Origin of the sequence: Streptomyces sp. NPDC020490, assembly GCF_044335305.1 — a bacterium.
Classification (GTDB): Bacteria; Actinomycetota; Actinomycetes; order Streptomycetales; family Streptomycetaceae; genus Streptomyces.
Genome location: NZ_JBIRUY010000018.1, coordinates 117,192 through 142,514, shown reverse-complemented (window position 1 = coordinate 142,514; position 25,323 = coordinate 117,192). Strand labels below are relative to the sequence as shown.

General features: G+C 72.5%; 24 protein-coding genes and 1 pseudogene. 20 read left to right on the top strand and 5 right to left on the bottom strand.

Annotated elements, in window-relative coordinates:
• Positions 1–62: 62 nt before the first annotated feature.
• A complete protein-coding gene (locus ACH4ZX_RS20430; RefSeq protein WP_398274329.1) occupies positions 63–605 on the bottom strand; it encodes a peptidoglycan-binding protein in 543 nt (180 codons plus the stop codon).
• Between the two features lie 215 nt (positions 606–820).
• On the opposite strand from ACH4ZX_RS20430, the gene ACH4ZX_RS20425 reads away from it, so the two are divergent.
• The 13 genes from ACH4ZX_RS20425 to ACH4ZX_RS20365 all read left to right on the top strand — a co-directional run bounded on the left by ACH4ZX_RS20425 (position 821) and on the right by ACH4ZX_RS20365 (position 14,424).
• On the top strand, positions 821–1,975 hold the full coding sequence (locus tag ACH4ZX_RS20425; RefSeq protein ID WP_398274326.1) for a sensor histidine kinase: 1,155 nt from the start codon (positions 821–823) through the stop codon (positions 1,973–1,975).
• Positions 1,972–2,676: a response regulator gene (locus tag ACH4ZX_RS20420; protein WP_398274323.1), complete on the top strand. Its 705-nt coding sequence runs from the start codon at positions 1,972–1,974 to the stop codon at positions 2,674–2,676. The genes ACH4ZX_RS20425 and ACH4ZX_RS20420 overlap by 4 nt, the downstream gene beginning before the upstream one ends.
• Before the next feature lie 73 nt (positions 2,677–2,749).
• Positions 2,750–3,628, top strand: a complete 879-nt coding sequence (locus ACH4ZX_RS20415) for an SRPBCC domain-containing protein (RefSeq protein ID WP_398274320.1) — start codon at positions 2,750–2,752, stop codon at positions 3,626–3,628.
• Between the two features lie 41 nt (positions 3,629–3,669).
• Positions 3,670–4,458: an aldose 1-epimerase gene (locus ACH4ZX_RS20410; RefSeq protein ID WP_398274317.1), complete on the top strand. Its 789-nt coding sequence runs from the start codon at positions 3,670–3,672 to the stop codon at positions 4,456–4,458.
• A 10-nt stretch (positions 4,459–4,468) separates the two neighbouring features.
• Entirely contained in the window at positions 4,469–5,017 is a 549-nt protein-coding gene (gene pyrE / locus ACH4ZX_RS20405) for an orotate phosphoribosyltransferase (protein ID WP_398274314.1), read from the top strand.
• A gap of 167 nt (positions 5,018–5,184) precedes the next feature.
• On the top strand, positions 5,185–6,207 hold the full coding sequence (gene fbaA, locus ACH4ZX_RS20400) for a class II fructose-bisphosphate aldolase (RefSeq protein ID WP_398274311.1): 1,023 nt from the start codon (positions 5,185–5,187) through the stop codon (positions 6,205–6,207).
• Positions 6,208–7,246: 1,039 nt separating this feature from the next.
• Positions 7,247–7,660 carry a DUF3151 domain-containing protein gene (locus ACH4ZX_RS20395; protein ID WP_398274308.1) on the top strand — a complete coding sequence of 138 codons (414 nt, stop codon included), beginning with the start codon at positions 7,247–7,249 and terminating at the stop codon, positions 7,658–7,660.
• A 151-nt stretch (positions 7,661–7,811) separates the two neighbouring features.
• Complete coding sequence (locus tag ACH4ZX_RS20390) at positions 7,812–8,642, top strand: tryptophan 2,3-dioxygenase family protein (protein WP_398274305.1); 831 nt, start codon at positions 7,812–7,814, stop codon at positions 8,640–8,642.
• Complete coding sequence (gene kynU, locus ACH4ZX_RS20385; protein WP_398274302.1) at positions 8,635–9,876, top strand: kynureninase; 1,242 nt, start codon at positions 8,635–8,637, stop codon at positions 9,874–9,876. Before ACH4ZX_RS20390 ends, kynU begins: the two co-directional genes overlap by 8 nt.
• A gap of 277 nt (positions 9,877–10,153) precedes the next feature.
• Positions 10,154–11,023 carry an alpha/beta hydrolase gene (locus ACH4ZX_RS20380; RefSeq protein WP_398274299.1) on the top strand — a complete coding sequence of 290 codons (870 nt, stop codon included), beginning with the start codon at positions 10,154–10,156 and terminating at the stop codon, positions 11,021–11,023.
• 106 nt (positions 11,024–11,129) lie between these two features.
• Positions 11,130–12,485 (top strand): sensor histidine kinase, encoded by a 1,356-nt coding sequence (locus ACH4ZX_RS20375; protein WP_398274296.1) that lies wholly within the window; start codon positions 11,130–11,132, stop codon positions 12,483–12,485.
• Positions 12,482–13,147, top strand: coding sequence for a response regulator (locus ACH4ZX_RS20370; RefSeq protein WP_398274293.1), 666 nt, complete (start codon positions 12,482–12,484; stop codon positions 13,145–13,147). Before ACH4ZX_RS20375 ends, ACH4ZX_RS20370 begins: the two co-directional genes overlap by 4 nt.
• 65 nt (positions 13,148–13,212) lie before the next feature.
• The gene (locus ACH4ZX_RS20365; RefSeq protein ID WP_398274290.1) at positions 13,213–14,424 is read left to right on the top strand and encodes a cytochrome P450; all 1,212 of its coding nucleotides are present in this window, start codon (positions 13,213–13,215) and stop codon (positions 14,422–14,424) included.
• A gap of 168 nt (positions 14,425–14,592) precedes the next feature.
• Here the strand turns inward: ACH4ZX_RS20365 and ACH4ZX_RS20360 are convergent, their stop codons facing one another.
• Complete coding sequence (locus tag ACH4ZX_RS20360) at positions 14,593–15,087, bottom strand: RNA-guided endonuclease InsQ/TnpB family protein (protein WP_398274288.1); 495 nt, start codon at positions 15,085–15,087, stop codon at positions 14,593–14,595.
• A 93-nt stretch (positions 15,088–15,180) separates the two neighbouring features.
• On the bottom strand, positions 15,181–15,702 hold the full coding sequence (locus tag ACH4ZX_RS20355; protein WP_398274285.1) for a GbsR/MarR family transcriptional regulator: 522 nt from the start codon (positions 15,700–15,702) through the stop codon (positions 15,181–15,183).
• Between the two features lie 73 nt (positions 15,703–15,775).
• Between ACH4ZX_RS20355 and ACH4ZX_RS20350 the strand changes: the two genes are divergently transcribed.
• From ACH4ZX_RS20350 to ACH4ZX_RS20340, 3 genes and pseudogenes are all read left to right on the top strand, one after another.
• Entirely contained in the window at positions 15,776–16,669 is an 894-nt protein-coding gene (locus ACH4ZX_RS20350; protein ID WP_398274282.1) for an ATP-binding cassette domain-containing protein, read from the top strand.
• Positions 16,666–18,270, top strand: coding sequence for an ABC transporter permease (locus tag ACH4ZX_RS20345; RefSeq protein ID WP_398274279.1), 1,605 nt, complete (start codon positions 16,666–16,668; stop codon positions 18,268–18,270). Before ACH4ZX_RS20350 ends, ACH4ZX_RS20345 begins: the two co-directional genes overlap by 4 nt.
• Before the next feature lie 325 nt (positions 18,271–18,595).
• Positions 18,596–18,808 (top strand): annotated as a pseudogene (locus ACH4ZX_RS20340) (Uma2 family endonuclease); the annotation flags it as partial.
• Here the strand turns inward: ACH4ZX_RS20340 and ACH4ZX_RS20335 are convergent.
• Positions 18,783–19,625, bottom strand: a complete 843-nt coding sequence (locus tag ACH4ZX_RS20335) for a diacylglycerol kinase (RefSeq protein ID WP_398274276.1) — start codon at positions 19,623–19,625, stop codon at positions 18,783–18,785. The pseudogene ACH4ZX_RS20340 and the gene ACH4ZX_RS20335 sit on opposite strands and share 26 nt — an antisense overlap.
• Before the next feature lie 196 nt (positions 19,626–19,821).
• On the opposite strand from ACH4ZX_RS20335, the gene ACH4ZX_RS20330 reads away from it, so the two are divergent.
• From ACH4ZX_RS20330 to ACH4ZX_RS20320, 3 genes are all read left to right on the top strand, one after another.
• Complete coding sequence (locus ACH4ZX_RS20330; RefSeq protein WP_360745625.1) at positions 19,822–21,105, top strand: adenylosuccinate synthase; 1,284 nt, start codon at positions 19,822–19,824, stop codon at positions 21,103–21,105.
• Positions 21,106–21,234: 129 nt separating this feature from the next.
• Positions 21,235–22,536 (top strand): ATP/GTP-binding protein, encoded by a 1,302-nt coding sequence (locus ACH4ZX_RS20325; RefSeq protein WP_398274273.1) that lies wholly within the window; start codon positions 21,235–21,237, stop codon positions 22,534–22,536.
• A gap of 156 nt (positions 22,537–22,692) precedes the next feature.
• Positions 22,693–23,289, top strand: coding sequence for an RloB family protein (locus tag ACH4ZX_RS20320; protein WP_398274270.1), 597 nt, complete (start codon positions 22,693–22,695; stop codon positions 23,287–23,289).
• Between the two features lie 20 nt (positions 23,290–23,309).
• Here the strand turns inward: ACH4ZX_RS20320 and ACH4ZX_RS20315 are convergent, their stop codons facing one another.
• Positions 23,310–24,344, bottom strand: coding sequence for a GNAT family N-acetyltransferase (locus tag ACH4ZX_RS20315; RefSeq protein ID WP_398274267.1), 1,035 nt, complete (start codon positions 24,342–24,344; stop codon positions 23,310–23,312).
• A 161-nt stretch (positions 24,345–24,505) separates the two neighbouring features.
• On the opposite strand from ACH4ZX_RS20315, the gene ACH4ZX_RS20310 reads away from it, so the two are divergent.
• Positions 24,506–25,309: an SMI1/KNR4 family protein gene (locus ACH4ZX_RS20310; protein WP_398274264.1), complete on the top strand. Its 804-nt coding sequence runs from the start codon at positions 24,506–24,508 to the stop codon at positions 25,307–25,309.
• The last annotated feature ends 14 nt before the right edge of the window (positions 25,310–25,323 follow it).

Genomic DNA, 25,323 nt, shown 5'->3' with positions numbered 1-25,323 from the left:
CGGTCCGTCCCTCCCCCGTACAGGGACGGACCGCCGCGCTTCCCCCGCCCCCCGTCCGTGGGTCAGACGACGTTCAGCGTGTTGTACGAGGCGACCTTCCAGCCGCGGCTGTTGTTCACCTTCAGCGAGTACTTGCCGCCGCCGCGCTTGAACGTCACGGAGTGCTTGTCGCCGATGTAGGTGACCGTGCCGTTGCCGTTGTCGGCGAGGAAGAAATCGGCGGCGCCGAGCGTCTTCGGGCCCGCCTTGCCGTCCACGGTCAGGCGCGCCCCGAGGACACTGTTCAGCATCTTCTGGAGCTGCTTGACCGCGTAGGTCGTGTTGGGGCCGTACTTCCCGTCGATGTCGGACCAGTCGAACGCCGTGCCGTTCTGCTCCTTGACGCCCTCGGCCCACAGGATCTGCTGCACCAGCGCGGTGGCGTTGCTGTGCGAGTGGCTGGAGGCGGAGAGGGTGCCCTCGTCGCCCCAGTCGTTCATCGTGTCGCCCGCCCCGGAGACGTAGCCCTGGGCGATGCTGGCCGACGCCGGCGAGGCGGTGAGGGCGAGAGCCCCGCCCACGGCGGCGACGACGGCGAGCGAGACGGCCTTCGTGCGCAGTGCCATGTCAGATGTCCCTTCCGGCCGCAAGGCGGGGCTCCCCCGTTGGTCACCCCTCTTTGCGACCCGCACCGAGAAGCTACGGGCCCGCGGTCCCCGGCCGAATCCCGCCGAAGGTGGATCCGCGGGCCAACTCCTGCGGTAACCGCGCGGTTCCTACGACTTCCGCGGTACCCCGGCAGACTGACGCCCCGTCCGCACCCCGCGGCTACCCTGCGGCAATGCGGATCCGCCCCTTCGTGGCCGACGGCCTGATCGCCACGGCCCTGACCACCGTGGCCGTCCTGCTCGGCAGGGAGGCCGTCGCCCAGGGGTGGGACGCGCTCGACCCGCTCGCCTGGACGCTCGTCGCCCTGGCCAACCTGCCCCTCGTCTGGCGTACCAGGGCCCCGCTGGCCCTCTGCCTCTTCGTCCACGCGGTCATGGCCGTCTACGTCTCCCTCGGCTACTGGCCCGTGGTCGGCTCCTTCGGCCCCATGCTCGCCCTCTACACCGTGGCGTCCCTGCGCCCCACCCGCACCACCGCGTCCTGCGCCGCGCTGATGGCCGGCCTCTGGATCTACGCAGGGCTGGTGACCGACGGCAGCTCCATGGCGTCCGTCGTGGCCCAGGCCGTCGCCTGGCCCCTGGTGCTGTGGCGCTTCGGCTACCTCGCCCGCAGGTCGGCCGACCTGACCCGGCACCTGCGCGCCGAACAGGCCGAACGGGCCCGCCGCGAGGTCGCCGAGGAGCGGGTGCGCATCGCCCGCGAACTGCACGACGTCGTCGCCCACCACATGGCCGTCATCAACGTCCAGGCGGGCCTGGCCCGCTTCGTCTTCACCTCCGACGCCCGCACCGCGCGCGAGGCCCTCGACACCATCGAGGGCGCGAGCGGCGAGGCACTGGCCGAATTGCGCCGCATGCTGGGCCTGTTGCGCGCCGACGGCGTCCAGGGCGCCGACCGCGGGCCCGCCCCCGGCCTGGACCAACTGGCCGACATGGTGGACCGGATGCGCGCGGGCGGCGTCCCGGTGGACCTCCGCGTCACGGGCGAGCCGCGGTCGCTGCCCCCCGGCGTGCAGCTCTGCCTCTACCGCGTGGTCCAGAAGGCCCTGACCAACGTCCTCAAGCACGCGCCCGGCGCCCGGGCCGGCGTCGAACTCGCCTACCGCTCGGGCGAGGTGGCGGTGTCGGTCACCGACGACGGGAGGGGGGTGGATCCGGCCACATCGAGCGAGCAGGGCGGCCACGGCTTGATCGGGATGCGGGAGCGGGCCAAGCTCTACGGCGGGACGATCGTCGTCGGCCCGCGCAGCGAGGGGGGATTCGGCGTGCACCTGACCCTGCCGACGCCGGCACGCACCGCACGCCGTGGGGACGCCGTCGCGGAATGACCGACACCTTCACCGGTGACGAGGCCCGCCCGATCAGGGTGCTCGTCGTCGACGACCAGTTCCTGGTGCGCAGCGGACTGGTCGCCCTGCTGCGGGCAGCCCCCGGCATGGAGGTCGTGGGCGAGGCCGCCGACGGGACGGAGGCGGTCGCGCTGGCCGCGAAGACCCGCCCCGACGTGGTGCTGATGGACATCCGCATGCCCGGCACGAACGGCATCGAGGCGACCCGGCGCATCCTCGCCGAGGCGTCCGACCCGGCCCCCCGCGTCCTCGTCCTGACCACCTTCGACCTCGACGACTACGTCTACGGCGCCCTGCGCGCCGGCGCCTCCGGCTTCCTGCTGAAGGACGCCGGGCCCGAGCGCCTCCTCGCGGCGGTGACCGCGGTGCACGGCGGCGACGCCCTGTTCGCCCCCGCCGTCACCCGGCGCCTGGTGGAGGCGTTCACCCGCACGGCCGACGGCCCGCCCGGCGCGGCGACGCCCGGCCTGGGAGCCCTCACGGCGCGCGAACAGGAGGTGCTCCGGCTCGTCGCCCGGGGCCTGACCAACGCGGAGGCCGCCGACCGGCTGTTCATCAGCGAGGCCACGGTCAAGACCCACCTCAACCGCACGATGACCAAGCTGGGCCTGGCCAGCAGGGCGCAGGCGGTCGTCGTGGCCTACGAGACGGGTCTGGTGACGCCGGGGAGCACCTCCTAGAGGTCTCCCGGAGGGCGGTCGTTTTCGCTCGACGGGGGTGCAGGATCCGGCCTCCTGGGTAGGCTCCGCTTCCATGGAGCATGAGGTGTTCGTTCCGGTTCCGGCCCAGCGGCTGAGGGACGCCCTCGCTGATCCCGCGCAGGTGGCCCGGGCGGTTCCCGGGCTCCAGCAGGACGCCGGCAGCGAGCTCGTCGCCGGGCGGCTGAAGGTGCGCGTCGGCAGCCACTCCGTCACCTACCGCGGCTCCGTGCGCGTCACCGCGCGGGACGACGGTTCCTACGCCGCCGAGGGCGAGGCCACCGAGAGCCGCGGCACCGGCTCGGTCAAGCTCGCCCTCACCCTCCGCGTCCGGGACGCGGACGGCGGCTCGACGCTGTCCTTCGAGGGGACGGCCGCCGCGGACGGCCGCGTCACGGAACTGCCGGCCGAGTCGGTCGCCGCCGCCGTGACCCGGCTGCTGAACCGTTTCGCGGAGAACCTGGCCGCGGCGGAGGAGGAGCCCCGGCCGTCCGTCTTCGACGTCGAGGTCCCGCCGCCCTCCCTCGCCCCCGACGAGGACGAGGAGGGCGACGAGGGCGAGGGGCGTGAGGCGAAGGGCGAGGGGCGTGAGGCGGAGGGCGAGGGGCGTGAGCCGGAGAGCGCGGCCGGGGACACGGACGCGGACATGGACGCGGACCTCCCCCTGCCCGCCCCCGCCCCCGACGCGTCCGAGGTGTCCGGCGAGTTCGCCGACGCCGCCGAGCCCCCCGCCGAGGCGGCCCACGCCCGCCGGACGATGATCGGCCGCAGCGCGGAGGAGGTCGACCACGCGCCGCCCCGCGGCCGCTACGCCCCCGTGCCCGCCCCGCAGACCGTCACCGAGGGCTCGGCCCTGCGCTGGGCGGCCCCCGCGGCGGCCGTCGTGCTGGCGTCGGCCATCGTGCTGGGCCGGGCGCTGCGCAGGCGTCACTGAGACGCCCACGGGGGCGCGATCACCCCAGTAGGGTCGTGGTCGTGAGCAACGACGACATCACGCTGACCGCGGGCGACGCGGAGGTGACCGTGCAGCCGGCCAACGGCGGCCGGGTCGGGGGACTGCGCGTGGGCGGGACGGAACTGCTCCGCCAGGGCGAGCGCTACGGCTGCTTCCCGATGGTCCCCTGGTGCGGCCGGATCAGGGACGGCCGGTTCCGGGACGGCGCCACCGTCCACCAGATGCCGCTCAACGCCCCGCCGAACGCCATCCACGGCACCGCACGCGACGGCGCCTGGCGCACCGCCCGCGTCACGCAGGACGAGGCCGTCCTCACCTACGACCTGACCGAGCCGTGGCCCTACCCCGGCCGCGTCACCCAGGTGATCGCCCTCGCCCCCGACGCCCTGACGCTGACCATGTCCGTCGAGACCTACGAGTCGTCCTTCCCCGCCCAGATCGGCTGGCACCCGTGGTTCAACCGCAGCCTGGACGGCGCGGACGTGCGCATCGGCTGCACGCCCGCCTGGCAGGAGGAGCGCGGCCCCGACCACCTGCCCACCGGCAACCGCGTCGAGCCGCGCCCGGGCCCGTGGGACGACTGCTTCGGGATGCCCGGCGGCGTCGACGTCACCCTCACCTGGCCCGGCCGACTGGAGCTGAAGGTGACCAGCCGGGAGGAATGGGTCGTGCTCTACGACGAGCAGGAGGCCGCCGTCTGCGTCGAGCCGCAGACCGGGCCGCCGAACGGGCTGAACACCCTGCCCCGCCTGGTCACCCCGCTCCAGCCGCTGGAAGCCGCGACCACCTGGACCTGGCGCCCCGCTTAAGCTGGCCGGCATGAGCGATGTGAGAGCCGCGCTGTTGCAGCAGATCAAGGACAAGGCCGTGGTGCACGGCAAGGTGACCCTGTCGTCGGGTCTGGAGGCCGACTACTACGTCGACCTGCGCCGCGTCACCCTCGACGGCGAGGCCGCCCCGCTGGTCGGCCAGGTGCTGCTGGACCTGACCGCGGACCTCGACTTCGACGCGGTGGGCGGCCTGACCATGGGCGCCGACCCGGTCGCGGGCGCCATGCTGCACGCGGCCGCCGCGCGCGGCAGGCGGCTGGACGCCTTCGTGGTCCGCAAGGCGGCCAAGGCGCACGGTCTGCAGCGGCGCGTGGAGGGCCCGGACATCGCGGGCCGCCGGGTCCTGGTCGTGGAGGACACCTCCACCACCGGCGGCTCCCCGCTGGCCGCGGTCGAGGCGGTGCGTGAGGCGGGCGCCGAGGTCGTCGCCGTCGCCACGATCGTCGACCGGGCGACCGGCGCCGCCGAGAAGATCCAGGAGGGTGCGGGCGTGCCGTACCTCTTCGCCTACTCCAAGGACGAGCTGGGGCTGGACTGACGGCTGGACCGGCCCCGCCCGGTGGCGCCCGGCCGGTGCGCCCGGCGTCCGGGGCTGGATCACCGGCTCATGTCTGGAAAGATGGGGACGACGACGACGTCACCCCCTAGGTCTAGGTCAGGGCCGTAGTACGCAGAACACAACCCGCACAGTCAAGGAGCGGACACATGCCCATCGCAACTCCCGAGGTCTACAACGAGATGCTGGACCGGGCGAAGGCAGGCAAGTTCGCCTACCCGGCCATCAACGTGACCTCCTCCCAGACCCTGCACGCGGCCCTGCGCGGTTTCGCGGAGGCGGAGAGCGACGGCATCATCCAGATCTCCACGGGTGGCGCCGAGTTCCTGGGCGGCCAGCACAGCAAGGACATGGTCACCGGCGCGGTGGCCCTGGCCGAGTTCGCGCACATCGTCGCCAAGAAGTACGACGTCACGGTGGCCCTGCACACCGACCACTGCCCCAAGGACAAGCTCGACGGGTACGTGCGTCCGCTGCTGGCGATCTCCGAGGAGCGGGTCAAGGCCGGCCAGAACCCGCTGTTCCAGTCCCACATGTGGGACGGCTCCGCGGAGACCCTCGCCGACAACCTGGCCATCGCCCAGGAGCTGCTGGAGCGCGCCCGCGCCGCGAAGATCATCCTCGAGGTCGAGATCACCCCGACCGGCGGCGAGGAGGACGGCGTCTCCCACGAGATCAACGACTCCCTCTACACCACGGTCGACGACGCGATCCGCACCGCCGAGGCGCTGGGCCTGGGCGAGAAGGGCCGCTACCTGCTGGCCGCCTCCTTCGGCAACGTGCACGGCGTGTACAAGCCGGGCAACGTGGTGCTGCGTCCCGAGCTGCTGAAGGAGCTGGCCGACGGCGTCGCCGCCAAGTTCGGCAAGGCGTCGCCGTTCGACTTCGTCTTCCACGGCGGCTCCGGCTCCACCGAGCAGGAGATCGCGACCGCGCTGGAGAACGGCGTCGTGAAGATGAACATCGACACGGACACCCAGTACGCCTTCACGCGCCCGGTCGTGGACCACATGTTCCGCAACTACGACGGCGTCCTGAAGGTCGACGGCGAGGTCGGCTCCAAGAAGACCTACGACCCGCGCACCTGGGGCAAGCTGGCCGAGGCCGGCATGGCGGCGCGCGTCGTCGAGGCCTGCGCCAACCTGCGCTCGACCGGCACCAAGATCAAGTAACCGCTCGTAGTACCTCCCCAAGAGCCCGGCGCCCACCCACGGCGCCGGGCTCTCGCACGCCCGGCCGGCCTCACCGGGGCCGTGGACGCCGCGGGCGAACGGACCCGGCGGACGGCGTCGGCTGTCCGCCGACAGGCGTCCGTCCACGTGGCCGGACGGATCGCAGGCGCCGCGGTGCTCGTCGGCGGCACCTGTCCGGGAGCCGAGCGCCTGCCCACGGTGCGGGGCTCCTGCGTGCCCGGGCGGTGGCCGTTGTCCGGCGGGCCTCACCGGCGGGCTGGCCTCACCGGTGTGGCCGTGGACGCCGCGGGTGGACCCGGCGGGCGGTGTCGGCTGTCCGCCGGCAGCCGTCTGTCTGCGGTCCGTCCGACGGGCGGCGTCCGCGCGGCCGGGCGGATGCAGGGGCCGCCGTGCCGTCGGCGGTACTTTGCCGAGAGCCGGGCGTCCGCGCACGGCGTCTGGCTCCCGCGTGCCCGGGCGGTGCCTGCCGGTCGCCCCACAGTGGTGCCGGCCTCACCCCGGGAGGTCGTGGACGCCGCTGGTGGGCCCGGCGGGCGGTGTCGGCTGTGGGCCGGCAGCCGTCCGTCCGGGGTCCGTTGAAGCGTGGTCGTCCGCGCGGCCGGACGACTGGCAGCCGTCCGTCCATGGTCCGTTGAAGTGTGGTCGTCCGTGCGGCCGGACGACTGGCAGCCGTCCGTCCGGGGTCCGTCGAAGTGTGGTCGTCCGCGTGGCCGGACGGATCGCTGGGGGGCGCGCCGTGCTCGTCGGCGGTGCCTGGCCGTGAGCCGGGTGCCCGGCCACGGCGTCGGGCTCCTGCGTGCCCGGGCGATGGCCGTTGTCCGGCCGGCCTCCCGCGGTGTGTCCGCGGCGTGGCGGCCCGCGCGGCCGGACGGATCGCCGGGGCCGTCGTGGCGGCGGCCGCCGGGCCGGACGGTGTCGTCGCGGCTCCGCCCGTGGTGGGCGGGCGGGGGCGCAGGCACTTGTGGCGGGCGTGGTGGGCGCTGGGGTCCGCCGGAGGCGGATGGCGCAGACTGGGGGCATGGCCATTCACGAGAACCTTCTCGGGGGTCCGCCCCCGACCCGCCTCCCCGACGACCCGGAGCCGCGTGAGCTGCTGGCGAGCGGCGCCGCGCCCGCCGACGTCGCCGCCAAGTACCCCACGTCGTCGCTGGCCTGGGCCCAGCTGGCCGACGAGGCGTTCGAGCGGGGCAGCGTCGTGGAGTCGTACGCGTACGCCCGCACGGGCTACCACCGGGGCCTGGACGCGCTGCGCCGGGCCGGCTGGAAGGGGCACGGGCCGGTGCCCTGGGAGCACGAGCCGAACCGCGGCTTCCTGCGCGCCCTGCACGCCCTCGCCCGCGCCGCGCAGGCGATCGGCGAGCAGGAGGAGTACGAGCGCTGCACCCAGTTCCTGAAGGACTCCTCACCTGCGGCAGCCCAGACCCTGGGCTGACCGTCCGGCCCACGCCCGGCCCGCCTGACGTGTTCGGGCGGGCCTTGCCTTTTCGGCGGACCATCGAAGAAGATGCCCGGCGGGGACCGGGGCCCCCGTGTCGGTAACGGCAGGGGCGGACCGCTACCCGGAGCAACAACAGGAGACAGCGATGTCACACGAGGCCCACGCGCCCGAGACCCCGCATCTCGACTTCGCAGGTACGACGCCGTACGAGGACTACGTCAAGGCGGACGTGCTCACCCACCTCCAGCACACCCTCTCCGACGATCCCGGAGAGATGGTCTTCCTGGTCACGACCCAGGTCATGGAGCTGTGGTTCACCGTCATCGTCCACGAGTGGGAGACTGCGGCCCGCGCCCTGCGCGGCGACGACGTACCGACCGCGATCGCCGCGCTGAAGCGGTCCGTGCGGGAGCTGGAGGCGCTGAACGCCTCCTGGAAGCCGCTCGGGCAGCTGACGCCCGCGCAGTTCAACTCCTACCGCGGCGCCCTGGGCGAGGGGTCCGGCTTCCAGTCGGCGATGTACCGCCGGATGGAGTTCCTGCTCGGCGAGAAGTCCGCGTCGATGCTGGTGCCGCACCGTGGCGCGCCCCGCGTCCACGCCGAACTGGAGAAGGCGCTGCACGAGCCGAGCCTCTACGACGAGGTGCTGCGGCTGCTCGCCCGGCGCGGCCACGCGATCCCCGACGCGGTGCTGGACCGCGACGTCTCCCTGCGCCACGAGCCGTCCGAGGCCGTGGAGGCCGCCTGGGCCGTGGTCTACGGCGGCGACGAGAGCGACGAACTCGCCCGGCTGGGCGAGGCGTTGTCCGACGTGGCGGAACTGGTGTGGCGCTGGCGCAACGACCATCTGGTCGCCACCCGCCGCGCGATGGGCGCGAAGCCCGGCACCGGCGGCTCGGCCGGGGTGGCCTGGCTGGAGAAGCGCGCGCAGAAGAACGTCTTCCCCGAGCTGTGGACGGCGCGGTCCCATGTCTGAACTCACTTCTCAGGCGGCGGAGTTGGATGCCGCCGACGAACTGGCCGGGCTGCGCGAGCGGTTCGTGCTCGAGGACGCCGGCGACACCGTCTACCTGGACGGCAACTCGCTCGGCGCGCTGCCGGTGACCGTCCCCGGGCGGCTGGACGACGTCGTGCGGCGGCAGTGGGGCGAGCTGCGCATCCGGTCCTGGGAGGAGAGCGGCTGGTGGACGGCGCCGGAACGGATCGGCGACCGGATCGCCCCGCTGGTCGGGGCGGCGCCGGGGCAGGTCGTCGTCGGCGACTCGACCAGCGTGAACGTCTTCAAGGCCCTGGTGGGGGCGGTGCGGCTGGCCGGTGAGGGCCGGGACGAGATCCTCGTCGACGCGACGACCTTCCCCACGGACGGCTACATCGCCGGTTCGGCGGCGCGCCTGACCGGGCGCACGCTCCGTCCGGTGGCGCCCGCGGACGTGCCGGCGGCGCTGTCCGACCGTACGGCCGCCGTCCTGCTCAACCACGTCGACTACCGCACCGGACGGCTGCACGACCTGCCGGCGCTGACCGCGGCCGTGCACGCGGCGGGCGCGGTCGCGGTCTGGGACCTGTGCCACAGCGCGGGCGCGCTGCCGGTCGGGCTCGACGAGCACGGCGTCGACCTGGCGGTCGGCTGCACGTACAAGTACCTCAACGGCGGCCCGGGTTCGCCCGCCTACCTGTATGTGCGCCGCGAGTTGCAGGACGGCTTCGACTCGCCGCTGCCCGGCTGGAACTCCCACGCGGAGCCCTTCGGCATGCGGCCGGACTACGCGCCGGCCCCCGGCGCCGTGCGTGGCCGCGTCGGCACCCCCGACATCCTGTCCATGCTCGCCCTGGAGGCGGCGCTGGAGGTCTGGGACGGGGTGCGGATGGAGGCGGTGCGGGCCAAGTCCCTCGCGCTGACCGACTTCTTCCTGCGCTGCGTGGCGGAGTACGTCGCGCCGGGCCGGGTGGAGTCCCTGACGCCGGTGCGCCACGAGGAGCGCGGCAGTCAGGTCGCGCTGCGCTGCTCCCCCACTCTCGACTTCGCTCGAGCGGGAGGTGCCCCCATCGCCGGTGACGCGATGAAGCGGCTGGTGGAACGAGGGGTGGTGGGCGACTTCCGGCACCCGGACGTGCTGCGTTTCGGTTTCACGCCGCTGTACGTCGGGTTCGGGGACGTGGAGCGGGCGGCCCGGGTGCTGGGAGAGGTACTGGGAGAGGTGCCGGCGTAGCGGCCGGCGGGCCGGTCCGGGCTCGTCGGAGTCCGGCCGGTCCGGGCCGGCGCCGGTTCTGGCGCGTCCGCGTCCGGGCCGGCCCCGGCGGCCGTTCGGCGGCGGACGGGACGGGACAGAACCGTGCATCCCTGACCGGGCGTCACATCCCGGTGTCCGCCCATGTCACCGGCCTGATACCGTCCCCGCCAACGGCCGAACCCCACCTGGTCCGTCAAAGCCTCCCCCAGCGCCGCAAGCCTGGGGGTACCCCCCATCGTCGCTGAGAGGTTGGAGCATGCCGGACGCGTCCGCAGCATCCCGTGCCGCCGCGGAAGAGGAGTCGGCCTTCTCGCACCCGGCGGTCGATCCCGACGCCACCGCCGCGTACGGTGACCACCCCGATCAGGTGATCGACTTCTACGCCCCGCGCCGCGAGCAGGTCCCCGGCTCTCCCGCCCCGCTGGTCGCCGTGGTGCACGGCGGTGCCTGGCGGGCGCCGTACGACCGCCGGCACATCTCCCCGTTCGCGGCCTTCCTGGCCCGCCGGGGCTTCGCGGTGGCCAGCGTCGAGTACCGCAGGGGCGAGGCGGGCGGCGGCCCCGCGGCCGGGCGGTGGCCCGAGACGTTCGACGACGTGGCGGCGGCGCTGGACGCGCTGCCCGGGCTCGTACGCGAGGCGCTGCCGCAGGCCGACCCGCGGCGCACGGTGGTCACCGGCCACTCGGCCGGCGGGCACCTCGCCCTGTGGGCCGCGGCGCGGCACCTGCTGCCCGACGACGCCCCCTGGCGCACCGAGCGTCCCGCGCCGCTGCGCGGCGTGGTCGCCCTCGCCCCGATCGCCGACTTCGAGGTCGCCGACAAGCTGGACGTGTGCGGCGGTGCCGCGCGCCAGTTCCTGGGCGGCGACGACGCGTTCGCCGAGCGCCGCCCGTACGCCGATCCGGCGCTGCTGCTGCCCACCGGCATCGCGACCACGCTGGTCCAGGGCCGCACCGACGTCGACGTGCCGCAGGCGGTCGCCGAGTCCTACGCGGACGCGGCGGCGAAGGCCGGCGAGGTGGTGGGCCTGACGCTCCTGGAGGACGTCGGCCACTTCCCGCTGATCGACCCGGCGGCGGACGCCTGCGCGGTGGTGGCGGAGGAGATCGCCCAGCTGGCGTGGTGACGCGGTCGCCCACGGCGCTGACCTCCCGTAGTACCTGAGGAGGACGGGGCAGGACCCTTCTCACAGGGGACGACGGCGCTTGCCGTCCCCGCCTACCGTGTGCGGCGTGACCGAGACGACACCGACGCAGACGCAGCCGACGCCGGCTCCGGGCGCGGGCGGGCCCCGCAGTGCGGAGTTCCGGCTGGCCGCGGACGCCCTGCGCGGGCTGCGGCAGGACCTGTTCCACGACGCCTTCGCCTATCGCCCGCTGCCCCCCATGGCCGTCGACGGCCCGCTGACCAGGCGGCTGCCCGCGCGCATCCGGCGGGAGTACGCGGTCTGGACGCCGCACGCCCTGGTGGTGGCCGTCGGACTGCTGGGGGCGGCCGTCGCCATGGTCTCGGCGGACGTCGGGAACGGCCTCGGCGCGCTGCTGGGGGCCGTGCTGACGCTGGGCCCGGTCCTGCTGACGCTGCTGCGGCCGGTCGGCGCGTTCTGGTGCTCGCTCGCCGCCGCCCCGGTCTCCGACCTGTTCGCCAGCGGCGGGGGCGGCTGGCCGTGGCAGCCGGGCAGCATCGTCTGCCACCTGGTCGTGCTGACGGTCGTGGCGCTGCGCACCAGGCCGCGCACGGCGGCGTGGATGTGGCTGGTGACCGCGGTGTACGGATTCGGCGTCGAGGCCTTGTTCGGCTCGCCCTACACGTCGGCCACCGGACCGCTGCTGGTCGTCTCCGCGCTGGTGCTGCTGGCCGTGGCCGTCCTCCAGGTGCGCCGGCAGGCGGTGCGGGAGGTGACCGCCCAGCAGACGGTGACCGAGCACGAGCGTTCCCGGCGCACGCTGCTGGAGGAGCGCACGACCATCGCCCGTGAGCTGCACGACGTGGTCGCCCACCACATGTCGGTCGTCGCCATCCAGGCGGAGGCCGCCCCGTACCGGGTGGAGAACCCGCCGCCGGAGCTGGAGAAGGCGTTCGCGACGATCCGGGAGAACGCGGTGGCGGCGCTGGCCGAACTGCGCCGCGTCCTGGGCGTGGTCCGCGCCGAGGACTACCAGGCCCCGGACGCCCCGCAGCCCACCCTCGCCGACCTGGACGCGCTGCTCGCCAATGTGCGCGAGGCGGGTCTGGGCGTGGAGAAGGCGGTCACCGGCGCGGTCCGCGAACTGCCGCAGGGTGTGGAGCTGTCGGCGTACCGCATCGTGCAGGAGGCGCTGAGCAACGTCCTGCGCCACGCGCCCGGCGCGGGCGCCCGGGTGGAGATCGGCTACGTGCTGGGCGGCCTGGGGCTGCGCGTGGTCAACGGCCCGCCGCCCGAGCCGTCGCTGGTCAAGCCCTCGCCCGGCGCGGGACACGGCGTCACCGGCATGCGCGAGCGGGTCTCCATGCTGGACGGCGAGATGACCGCGGGCCCGTCGGACGACGGAGGCTACGAGGTGACAGTGTTCCTGCCGGTCGCCCAGGCCGGCGAGGACGGAGCATGACCATCCGCGTCCTGGTCGCGGACGACCAGATGATGGTGCGCGAGGGCTTCTCGGTGCTGCTGAACGCGATGCCGGACATCGAGGTCGTCGGCGAGGCCGTCAACGGGCGCGAGGCGGTGGACCGGGTGCGCGAACTGGCCCCGGACGTGGTGCTGATGGACATCCGCATGCCCGAGATGAACGGCATCGAGGCGACGCGGGAGATCGTGGCCGCGGACGGCGCGGCGAAGGTGCTGGTGCTGACCACCTTCGACCTGGACGAGTACGTGTACCAGGCGCTGCGGGCGGGCGCGTCGGGCTTCCTCCTCAAGGACGCATCGGCCCGTCAACTCGCGGAAGGCGTACGGGTGGTGGCGTCCGGCGAGGCGCTGCTCGCGCCGTCGGTGACCAGGCGGCTGATCACGGAGTTCTCGAAGCTGTCCGAGGCCCCGCGGCCGTTGTCGTCCGCGCACGCGGCCTACGGCGACCTGACGGAACGGGAGACGGAGGTGCTGGTGCTCATCGCGCAGGGGCTGTCCAACGCGGAGATCGCCGGGCGGCTGGTGGTCGCCGAGTCGACGATCAAGACGCACGTCAGCCGCATCCTGGTGAAACTGGGGCTCAGGGACCGTACGCAGGCGGCGGTGTTCGCGTACGAGGCGAGGCTGGTCACGCCGGGCTGAACGGGCCCGGTGCGGCTGTCCGGGCGCCTCTGGTCAGCGCGGGGCGGCCGGGCTAGCGTCGCCGTATGGCAGCCTTCGACCCGTGGGACCCGGCGTTCGTCGCCGATCCCTACCCCGCCTACGCCGAACTGCGCGCCCGGGGCCGCGTGCACTACTACGAGCCCAGCGACCAGTGGCTGGTGCCGCACCACGCGGACGTCTCGGCGCTGCTGCGGGACCGGCGCCTGGGCCGGACCTACCTGCACCGCTTCGGGCACGAGGAGTTCGGCCGCACGCCGCCCCCGCTGGAGCACGAGCCGTTCCACGTGCTCAACGACCACGGCATGCTCGACCTGGAGCCGCCGGACCACACCCGGATCAGGCGGCTGGTGTCGAAGGCGTTCACCCCGCGCACGGTGGAGTCACTGCGCCCGTACGTCGAGCGGCTGGCCGGTGAGCTGGTGGCCGGCCTGGTGGCGGCGGGCGGCGGCGACCTGCTGACGGACGTGGCGGAGCCGCTGCCGGTGGCGGTGATCGCGCAGATGCTGGGCATCCCGGAGGCGGACCGGGCGCTGCTGCGGCCCTGGTCGGCGGACATCTGCGGGATGTACGAGCTGAACCCGTCCGAGGTGACGGCCGGCAGGGCGGTGCGGGCGTCGGTCGAGTTCTCCGACTACCTGCGGGACCTGATCGCCGAGCGCCGCGAGCACCCCGGCGACGACCTGATCTCCGGGCTGATCGCCGCGCACGACGAGGGCGACCGGCTGACGGAACAGGAGATGATCTCGACCGCGGTGCTGCTGCTGAACGCCGGCCACGAGGCCACGGTGAACGCCACGGTCAACGGCTGGCGGGCGCTGCTGCGCGACTCCGGCCAGCTGGCGGCGCTGCGCGCGGACCACTCCCTCGTCCCGTCGGCGGTCGAGGAGCTGATGCGCTTCGACACCCCGCTCCAGCTGTTCGAGCGCTGGGTCCTGGACGACATCGAGATCGACGGCACGACGATCCCGCGGGGTGCGGAGATCGCCATGCTCTTCGGCTCCGCCAACCACGACCCGCAGGTCTTCGCCGCGCCGGAGACGCTGGACATCACCCGCCGGGACAACCCGCACATCTCCTTCAGCGCGGGGATCCACTACTGCATCGGCGCGCCGCTGGCCCGCATCGAGCTGGCGGCATCGATGCGGGCCCTGCTGGAACAGGCCCCGACCCTGACCCTGGCGGCGGAACCGGAACGCAAACCCGACTTCGTCATCCGCGGCCTGAAAGCCCTGCAATTGACTTCCTCTCCGCTCTGAAGGACGGAGATTCCCGCCTGCTTGCCGGTGGTCACCGGCTGGGGCTTCGGGTGGGTTCCTGTTTCACCGCGCTGTGCCGGGACGAGTCCCGGTCTTACCCGCGCTCCGCAGGCTGACACGGCCAGTCCGGCCGCCTTGGCGACGTTGACCGCCGCGTTGATGTCACGGTCAAGGACGGCCCCGCAGGCAGCAACGACCGGCGCTGTCCTTGATCACGGTCACCGTGGTGGGGGTGGACGGCAGGGTGCGCGACCACTTCACGGCCACGTCGCCGACCTTCGGAAGCCGCAGCTTCCCGCCGGTGGCGATCTTCCATCCGGCGTTCGCGGTGAAGCGGATCGCCTGCCGCGTGTCCCGCTCGGACTTGAAGCGGGGCGGTCCCGTCTTGGGCCGCTTGCCCTTGAGGCCGTCGAAGAAGCTCCGGTAGGCGGCGTCCAGGTCGCGAAGGGACTGCTGGAGGATCACCGAGGAAACCTCGCCGAGCCAGGCCCGTTCCGGTGTCTTCTTCGACGCGGTGAGCCGCCTGGACAGCTCGCCGGAGGCGACGAACGGCAGCCCGGCGGCGCGGGCGTCCTCACGGACGTGAAGCGCGTCGTCGAAGACGACCCGAGCACACCCGAACGCCCTCGCCGGCGCCGTGCGCTGACCGGCACTCGGGTACACGCACTCATCAAGGTCATGATGCGCCCTCCCTCTGCCGCAGACCAGCCGGAACTCGGAGTAGCCGACCGGTCACAAGGAATTGAAACCGTCCCGTCACTCTCCGTACAGCTTCTCGCGGTGGGCTCGCCAGCGTTCCATCATCTCGGCGATGTCCTGCTCGACGAACTCGAAGAAGGCGAGGGTCTCGGCGAGCCGGCGGCCCGCCGGGGTCTCCGCGCCGAGGCTGGTCACTCCCTCACGCATGGCGTCCTCCCAGCGTTTGATGATCGCTCCCCGGTTGGTGAGCGCCTGGTACCACTGGTCGCTGTGCACCCGGTACCGCTCCCGCCGGGAGCCGGGTTCCCGCTCGCGGGAGAGCATGTGGACCTGCGCCAGGTAGCGCACCGCCCCGGACACCGCCGCGGGGCTGATCTGCAACTGATCGCCGAGTTCGGCCGAGGTCAGGGCGCCGTCGTCGGAGGCGAGCAGCGCGGCGAAGACCCGGGCCGGCATGCGTGACAGCCCCGCCTCCACCATTTGCGCCGCGAAGTGCTCGACAAAACGCGAGACCCCTTCAGGGTCTCGCTCCGTCGCGTTCGGGATCGCGTCAGGGACCGCCTTCGAGTAGTCCGTCATCCTCTTAGCTTACCGAGCATTCAGACCATTCTGTATCTTCACAAATTTCTGAAGGTAGCGTATCTTCTGAAGCATGACGAAGGCCATCACCGTCTCCGGACTGCACAAGTCGTTCGGCAAGACCCACGCCCTGGACGGGCTCGACCTGGAAGTGGCGACCGGCGAGGTCCACGGGTTCCTCGGCCCGAACGGCGCCGGCAAGTCCACCACCATCCGCGTCCTCCTCGGCCTGCTGCGCGCCGACTCCGGCGCCGCGCAGGTGCTGGGCCGCGACCCGTGGCGGGATGCCGTGGAGGTGCACCGCCGCATCGCGTACGTCCCCGGTGACGTGACCCTGTGGCGCAACCTCTCCGGCGGTGAGGTCATCGACCTCTACGGCCGTCTGCGCGGGGGGCTGGACCCGCGGCGGCGCGCCGAGCTGATCGAGCGCTTCGAGCTGGACCCCACGAAGAAGGGCCGCGCCTACTCCAAGGGCAACCGGCAGAAGGTCGCCCTGGTCGCCGCCTTCGCCTCGGACGTCGACCTGCTCGTCCTGGACGAGCCGACGTCCGGCCTCGACCCGCTGATGGAGGAGGTCTTCCAGAGCTGCGTCCAGGAGGAGCGCGAGCGCGGCCGGACCGTCCTGCTGTCGTCGCACATCCTCAGCGAGGTCGAGGAGCTCTGCGACCGGGTGAGCATCATTCGCAAGGGCAGCACCGTGGAGAGCGGTTCGCTCATCGAGCTGCGCCACCTCACCCGCACCAGCGTGATCGCCGAACTCGCGGGCCCGCCCAACGGGCTGGCGCACCTGCCCGGCGTGCACGACCTCGACGTCCAGGGCCGCCGGGTCCGCCTCCAGGTCGACAACGACAAACTGGACGGCGTGCTGAAGCAGTTGAGCGAGTCGGGTGTGCGGTCCCTGACCTCGACCCCGCCCACGCTGGAAGAGCTGTTCCTGCGGCACTACCAGGACGAGGTGTCCCGATGACCACTCTCGCGGTACGGGCGCCGGGCGGTGGCTCCCGCCAACTGGCGGGCACCGGAACCCTGTTGCGCTTCGCGCTGCGCCGCGACCGGGTGATGATCCCGGCCTGGGTCGCGGTCAACGCGATGATGATCCTCTCCATGCCGAACACCCTGAAGGGCCTGTACGGCACCGCGGCCGAACGCGCCGACCTGGTCCGCCAGATCACGACCAACACCTCCTTCCGCGCGCTGACCGGCCCGGTCTTCGACACCTCCATCGGCGCGCTGACGGCATGGCGCGCCGGCGCCTACGCGGGCCTCCTCGCGGCGGCGACCAGCCTGCTCGTCGTCGTACGGCACACCCGGGACGAGGAGGAGAGCGGACGCCAGGAACTGATCGCGTCGGGGATGGTGGGCCGGCGGGCCCCGCTGACGGCGTCCCTGCTCGCGGCGGCGGTCGCGAACGGCGTCCTGGCGCTGCTGGTCGCGGGCGGTCTCGCGAGCCAGGGAGCCTCCGGCGCCCTCGCGTTCGGCCTCGGCCTCGCGGGCGTCGGCATGGTCTTCGCCACCTTCGCGGCGATCGTCGCCCAGCTGACCGAGAGCGCGCGGCTCGCCCGCGGACTGACCTCGGCGGCCCTGGGCGCGGCCTTCGTGCTGCGCGCGGCGGGCGACTCGGCGACCGACGACGGCTCGTCGGTGCTGACGTGGCTGTCGCCGCTGGGCTGGCTGGAGAACCTGCGGTCCTTCGCCGATGAACGGTGGTGGGTGCTGCTGGTGTTCGTGCTGGCGGCCGCCGTGCAGGCCGCGGTCGCCTACGAACTGGCCGGCCGCCGCGACATCGGCATGAGCTTCCTGCCGACCCGGCCGGGACCGGCGCAGGGCCGGATGGGCACCGCCGCGGCCCTCGCCTGGCGGCTCCAGCGCGGCAGCCTGCTGGGCTGGAGCATCGCCTTCTTCCTCGCCGGGGTCGTCTACGGCGGGCTGACGGACGGTGTGGCCGACCTCATCGGCGACAACCAGGGCGCCCGCGACATCTTCGAGCGCATGGGCGGCCAGTCCGGGCTGACGGACGCCTTCCTGGCGTCGATGATCGGGATGCTGGGGCTGGTCGCCTCCCTGTACATCGTCGCCTCCGTGCTGCGTCTGAACAGCGAGGAGACGTCCGGCCGGGCGGAACCCGTCCTGGCGAACGCCGTGGGCCGGCTGCGCTGGGCCACCGGCCACCTGCTCGTCGCCTTCGGCGGCTCCGCCCTGATCATGCTCATCGCCGGGCTCGGCTTCATCGCCGGCTACGGCAAGGAGGCCGGACCGATCCTCGGCGCCTGCCTCGTGCAGCTCCCGGCGGTGTGGGTGATCGGCGGACTGGCGGTCCTGCTGTACGGGGTGCTGCCGCGGGCCGCGATGGCGGCCTGGGGCGTCGCGGGCGCGGTCCTGCTGATCGGCTGGGTCGGCCCGGCGCTGGACGCGCCGCAGGCGGTGCTGAACCTCTCCCCCTTCGGCCACCTGCCGAAGCTGCCGGGCGCCGACATGGAGTGGGCGCCGGTACTGATCCTGCTCGCCCTCGCGGTGGCCCTGCTGGCAGCGGGCCTGGCGGGCCTGCGACGCCGCGACATGACGGCCTGAGCCCGGAAGGCCTACGGCCCGCTCGGCCTGGGGCCCGTGGCTCACGGCCCGAGCCCCGTGGCTCACGGCCCGACGCCTGCGGCCTGCGGCTCGGTGACTCGGCGGCAGAGCAGGCCGCCAGGCCGGAAGGCCGGAAGGCCGGAAGGACAGCACAGCCTCCAGCCAGCGGGCTGCCGGTCCAAGTGCAGGCTGGCTTCTCGGTGGCGAGTTCAACGCCGAGAAGCCAGGCGTCGGCCGGTGCGGCGAGGTAGCCGGTGCCGACAAGCGGGAGCGCTGGGCTGGTGACCGGCCAGGTACCGGATGCCGGGCGGCCCGGTGGTCAGGTGAGTTCTACGGAAGGGCGGGCATCCCCGTCTATCTGCTGCTCGACATGCAGGAGAAGCAGGTCACCGTCTTCTCGACCCCGTCCGCCAAGGGCTACGAGTCCCGCTGCACCAAGCCGTTCGGCGAGAAGCTGCCCCTTCCGCAGCCCTTCGACTGCCTCCTCGACACCGCCGGCTTCGAGCCCCCCGCTACGCCGCCGGCCCCGGCAGTGTGAGACGCCAGGCGCTCTCCCAGACCGTCCACGTCCGCCGGCGCACCGGGCCCGCCACCGCCGCGTCCGCCCGGTAGCGGAAGTCCACGCCGGACACGGTCACCGTGCGGCCCTCCGACCGCAGCGGCGAGGCCTCCGCGCCCACCGACAGCGGCCGCACCTCCACCTCGGCCACCCCGGTGCAGCCCGGCGTCACCGACACCGCCTCCAGCGGCTGGTCCAGGTCCACCAGCGTCACCCCGTCGACCTCCACCCGCAGCCGGGCGGGCCGCGGCGCCGGGAGGGGCGTCTCGCGGGCCGGGCGGGCCGGCACCAGGGTCCGCACCAGGGACTGGCAGGTCCGCAGCCAGGGATGTCCGGCGACCGCGGCGGGCGGCTGCCGCAGCACCGGCGGGATCCGCAGCGCGCCCAGCACCACCCCGTCGCTGTCGTCGACCAGCAGGTCCAGCCGCCGCTCCGCCCCGTCCAGCACCGCCCGCGCCGCCGCCACCGCCCCCGTCGGCACGCCCAGGGACCGCGCCACGGAGAGCGTGCCGCCCACCGGCACCACCGACAGCACGCACCCGGCCAGCTCCCGCTGCCGGTGCAGCACCGTCACCGCGCGCATCAGCGCGCGGTCGTCACCCACCACCACCGGCCGCCGCGAGCCCCTGCGCAGCAGCGCCCGGGCGAATTCCTCGGGGCCCTCCGGAAGGCACAGCTTCGTCGACGCACCCGCGCTGAGCACGTCTTTCGCGATGCGGACCGACTCTCCGTCGGTCCGCCGGGCGACCGGATCGATGACCACCAGCAGCTGATCGGGAGTCGCTGAAGTCGCCACCTCGGTCCTGCCTCGCTTCCTCGGGTAGCATCTTTGTGCAAGAGCCCCTTGCGCTATTGCGCCAGGGGCTTCGTCTATTCCGGGGCATCCGGTCCGACGGTTGTGCGACCACGGCGGTCGCGGTGGTACGCGGCGGTGAACCTTACGCCCACGCCCCCGACCTTGGACATGCCCCGCCCGGAAGGGGTGTACGCGCGTGCCCGCACTTGTGCTGCTCGGTGCTCAGTGGGGTGACGAAGGCAAGGGAAAGGCGACCGACCTGCTCGGTGGCTCGGTGGACTACGTAGTGCGATACCAGGGCGGCAACAACGCCGGCCACACGGTCGTCGTCGGCGACCAGAAGTACGCACTGCACCTCCTCCCTTCCGGAATCCTGTCTCCCGGCTGTACGCCGGTCATCGGTAACGGCGTCGTCGTCGACCCGTCGGTCCTGCTCTCCGAGCTGAGCGGTCTGAACGAGCGTGGCGTCGACACGTCCAAGCTCCTGATCAGCGGGAACGCGCATGTCATCACGCCGTACAACGTGACGGTCGACAAGGTGACGGAACGCTTCCTCGGCAAGCGCAAGATCGGCACGACCGGCCGCGGCATCGGCCCGACCTACGCCGACAAGATCAACCGCGTGGGCATCAGGGTCCAGGACCTGTACGACGAGTCGATCCTCACCCAGAAGGTGGAGGCGGCCCTCGACGTCAAGAACCAGATCCTCACCAAGCTCTACAACCGGCGTGCGATCGCCGTCGGCCAGGTGGTCGAGGAACTGCTCGGCTACGCCGAGAAGCTCGCGCCGTACGTCGCCGACACCGTCCTGGTCCTGAACCAGGCGCTGGAGGAGGACAAGGTCGTGCTGTTCGAGGGCGGTCAGGGCACCCTCCTCGACATCGACCACGGCACGTACCCCTTCGTCACGTCGTCCAACCCGACCGCGGGCGGCGCCTGCACCGGCGCCGGCGTGGGCCCGACGAAGATCAGCCGGGTCATCGGCATCCTCAAGGCGTACACGACCCGAGTCGGTGCCGGCCCCTTCCCCACCGAACTCTTCGACGACGACGGCGCCGCGCTGCGACGCATCGGCGGCGAGCGGGGCGTCACGACGGGCCGCGACCGCCGCTGCGGCTGGTTCGACGCGGTGATCGCCCGCTACGCGACCCGGGTCAACGGCCTGACCGACTTCTTCCTCACCAAGCTCGACGTCCTCACCGGCTGGGAGCAGATCCCGGTCTGCGTGGCGTACGAGATCGACGGCAAGCGGGTCGAGGAGCTGCCGTACTCGCAGTCCGACTTCCACCACGCGAAGCCGGTCTACGAGATGCTGCCGGGCTGGTCCGAGGACATCAGCAAGGCGAAGACCTTCGCCGACCTGCCGAAGAACGCCCAGGCGTACGTGAAGGCGCTGGAGGAGATGTCCGGCGCCCCGATCTCCGCGATCGGCGTGGGCCCGGGCCGCGACGAGACGATCGAGATCAACTCGTTCCTCTGAGTCATCCCTCCCAGGGGTCCGGAGATCTGATGGGATGGCCGGTGCGGAGAACCCGCCCGGCCGTCCCGCCCTCCGCGGTGCCGACCGGGCCGGGGAGGCGCCCACTCTGTCCGTCGTGAAGGATGCGGGATGCTGCTGAGATTCCGGGTGGCCAATGTCCGGTCCCTGCGCGACGAGCAGGAACTGTCGTTCGTCGCACCCGAGGACGACGAGAACGAGCGGGCCACCGCACGTGACACGGAGCTTTCCGACGGCCGACGGCTCCCCGTCCACACCGTCCTCGGTGTCTTCGGCGCCAACGCCTCCGGCAAGTCGAACCTGATCGCCGCGCTGCGGAACATGCGCCGCTGTGTGCTCCGGTCCTACGCCGACTGGACCTCCTACGACAACATCCCCCGCGAAGAATTCGCCCTGGACCCCAAGGCCGCCGCCGAGACATCCCTGTACGAGGCGGACTTCGTCCTCGCCGATCGGGTGCGCTGGACGTACGGCTTCGAACTCGGGCAGCGCAGGGTGGAAGCCGAGTGGCTCTACGCCTATCCCAAGGGCCGCCGCCAGGTGTGGTTCGAACGGGACGCCGGCCGGGAGAAGGAATTCGACTTCCCCGGCGACCGGCTGCGCGACCGGGCCCGCCTGGCCCGCACCACCCGCCGGGACGCCCTGCTCCTGACCCGCGCCGCGAACGACGGGCACGAGCAGCTCACGCCCGTCTTCGACTGGTTCAAGAACAACTTCTGGGACGTCACCCCCGAGACCGAGCGGACCCAGCGCGAGGAATACACGGCCCTGCGGCTGCTGCGTGACGCCGACTTCCGACGCCGGGCCGAAGAGCTCCTGAAGGTCGCGGATCTGGGCATCGCCGGGGTGGAGGTCGAGCAGACGTCCTCCGGAAGGCCCTTGGTACGGCTCGTCCACGAGGGTGGCGGTGAGCAGACCGTGCTCGACTGGGAGGCGGAGTCCTGGGGGACCCGCTCCTGGTTCGCTCTGATCGGCCCGCTGCTGCTCGCCCTCGACACCGGGGCGGTCCTCCTCGTCGACGAGCTCGACGCAAGTCTCCACTCGCGCTTCGCCGCCGAGGTCGTACGCCTCTTCCAGGCTCCGTGGCTCAACCGCAAGGGCGCACAGCTCGTCTTCACCGCCCACGATCTCTCCCTCCTGCGAACACCCGCCGGCGGACGGCTGCTGCACCCGGGCCAGATCTGGCTCACCGAGAAGAACGAGCGCGGCGCCACGACCCTGACCTCGGTCGCCGACTGGGAACCGACGGCCGAGGAGGACCTGATGTCCTCCTACCTCGCGGGATCCTTCGGCGCCGTTCCAAGGGTGTCGGAGGGGCAGGTCGGGCGGCGGCTGCTGCGCACGGAGGAGACAGCCGCGCTGGGCATCGGCCCGGCGGACGACGACGTACGGACGGGGACGGAAGGGCTCTGATGGCGAGGGCACGGGGAGGGGACAGCGTCTCCCGCAGGAAGGGCGGCGGCGCGAAAGGCAGGGTCGGCCGGGCGCGGCAGGTCTACGTCTACACCGAGGGCGAGGTGACCGAGCCCGAGTACATCGACATCATCGTCCGAAACGGCACGTGGGCCGATGCGGGCCGGACGGGTCCAGCACCACATCGCGAACCCCAACGCCGAGGGCAAGCATCGCAAGCCCTTACGGATGGTCGAGGAAGCCGTCCGCACTCTGCGCAAGGTCGAGCGCGAGGCCAAGGACGCAGGACTCAGGCGCGACAAGGACTGGAACTGGCCCCAGGTGTGGGTCCTCTTCGACCGTGACGACCACCAGGGCATCCGCGAAGCCCTGAGTCTCGCGGAGAAGGAAGGCGTCCACGTCGCCTACTCGCACCCGTGCTTCGAACTGTGGAGGCTGCTCCACTACACCAACTACACCGCCACCTTCGGCGGGGTCTGCGGCGACGCCAACAGCCGGCTGCGCTCCCGCCCCGGCTTCGCGGCGACGTACGGGCGCGGCGTGCGGACGGTCACCGAGCAACAATCGAAGCACGTCCGTGATGAGCAGGTGCTGACCCCCGTCACCGAGGACGACCTCAGCCGGTACCGAACCGCCAGAAAGCATGCTCAGAAAATCAACGACGGTCACTCCACACCCCACCCGAACGCCTGGGACCCGTACACGGACGTCTGGCGCTTCGTGGAGGAGGGACTGCTCCTCAGCGGCTACTAGTGAACCTCCTGCCCAGTGCGTCAAAAGGGCAGACCCAGCAGGTCCACGCTCACGGTGGGCCGAGGCAGCTCGGCCAGGTCGTACGTCATGGTGGTCAGGGGACAGAGCCGGGTACCGGCGGGCTGCCGCAAGCTGACCGGCGCAGACACCTGGCGCCATCCGAGCTGCGTGTAGAACGGGACCAGCTCCGGGCGGCACAGCAGCATCACCGTCTCGGCCCCGGCGGCCCGTGCGTGTTCCACCGCGACGCTGAGCATGGTCCTGGCAATGCCCCGGCCCCGATGAGCAGGGTGCACCAGCACACTGCCCAGCCCGGCGACACGGCGCGGTGTGCCATCGAACGCCATGTCCCGCAGCAGCCATCCCAGAGAAGCCACCGGCCGACCCTCACAGACGGCCGTGAGCGTGTGTTCCTTGTCCGCCCGGACCAGACCGAGTCCGCTGACGTCGAAGGGGTCGGGCAGACCGCTGCGGAGTGCGGCGTCGTCCTCCCGATCGCCCGGGCCGGGCGCATAGCGCAGTCGGAGCTCCGCATCACCGCCATCACCGTCGCCCAACGCACGCCCCGTCGCTGCCGGTTCGGCGGTGGGGTCGAACCGGTACCGCAGACAGTGCAGGCCGCTGGACCGGACGGTCCCTGCCTCCTGAGCACCCAGGCGGCGCAGCACGGCGATCGAGGCCGCGTTGCCGGGCAGGACGAACGCGAAGACGGCCGGGAGCGCGAGCCGATGAAACGCCAGATCCAAGCAGGCGCGGCCTGCCTCTCTCGCGATGCCGCAGCCCTGCGCACGTGGATGCACGGCGAAGCCGAGGTCGGTCCCGTACCGGGCCCGGTTGCGCAGTCCCACCCGTCCGAGGAAGGCGTGGGTTGCCGCGTCCCTGACCGCGAAGTCGCCGTAGCCGTGCCTTGCCCAGTGCGCGACGTGGTCGTCGCACATGGACTCGGCCGCGGACCGGCTGTCCGCCCGGCCGGTCGCCAGCCACCGCATGACGCCGTCCTGACTGACCACAGCCTCGAAGAGATCGTCGCTGTCCTGGCGACGGATCGGCTCCATCACCAGTCTCTGAGTGCGCAGAACAGGTCCACGTAACCGAACCACTCGGCAACTCCCCTCAGCCAACGCGAGAGTACCCGGCAACGGCTTGGAGGGATCTGGTCGGCAACCGGTGGCCGGTACGGTGTACCGGCCGGCCCAGCTCGCTACGTGAGGAAACCGTGGATCTCCAGTACCACCAGCAAGCCCTCCAGTTGGCCGGCCACTCGGCCGCTGTGTCAGCCGCGGCGGTCGCCGCGCTCGACGAGCTGGAGACCAGGCACGACATCACCCTGCCCGCGTCGGTGCGGGAGTGGTACTCGCTCGCCTCGGCGGTGGAGATCCTGCGGCGTTACAGCAACGACGACCGCCCTTACCGGATCGAAGAGCTCGGCCGGCCGGCAGACGAGGAATCGGACTGCCCCGACCCGGTCGCGTCGCAGGGTCTGCTGCCGTTCATGGTCGAGAACCAGGGTGTCTGCTACTGGGCCGTGCGGCTCGACGGCTCCGCGGACCCGGAGGTCCTGGTGTCGTTCGAGGACCTCGACCCTGACAGCTGGCTGCCACACGCCCGGAGCTTCTCCGAGTTCGTCCTGACCCAGATCTGGGACCGGCCGACCGGAGACGGGAACCGCCACGTCCACTCGAAGGGGGAACAGCCGACACCAGCCGACCTGACGGCCCTGGGAGAGCTGTTCGAACGCCTGCCGAGCACCGCCAACAGCACCACTCACCGGTTCGTCGGAGCTGCGGGCGACCAGCGAATCACTCTGATCGAGGAGATGTGGGGCGGCTGGGCCTGCTACCTGTGGGCCGCGACGGACCAGCTGCTCCGCGAGCTCATCACCACGCTGCGGACCAGAACCAGCCTGGCACAGGCGCTGCGCTCGTACGATGACCAGTCGGCCGGGGCTCGCCTCCTTGCCGCGCTGCCCACGACTGCCTCGGACCCGCGCCACGTTTCCTCCACCGGCGGCCTCGGGTAGCGCAGGGCGGTGAA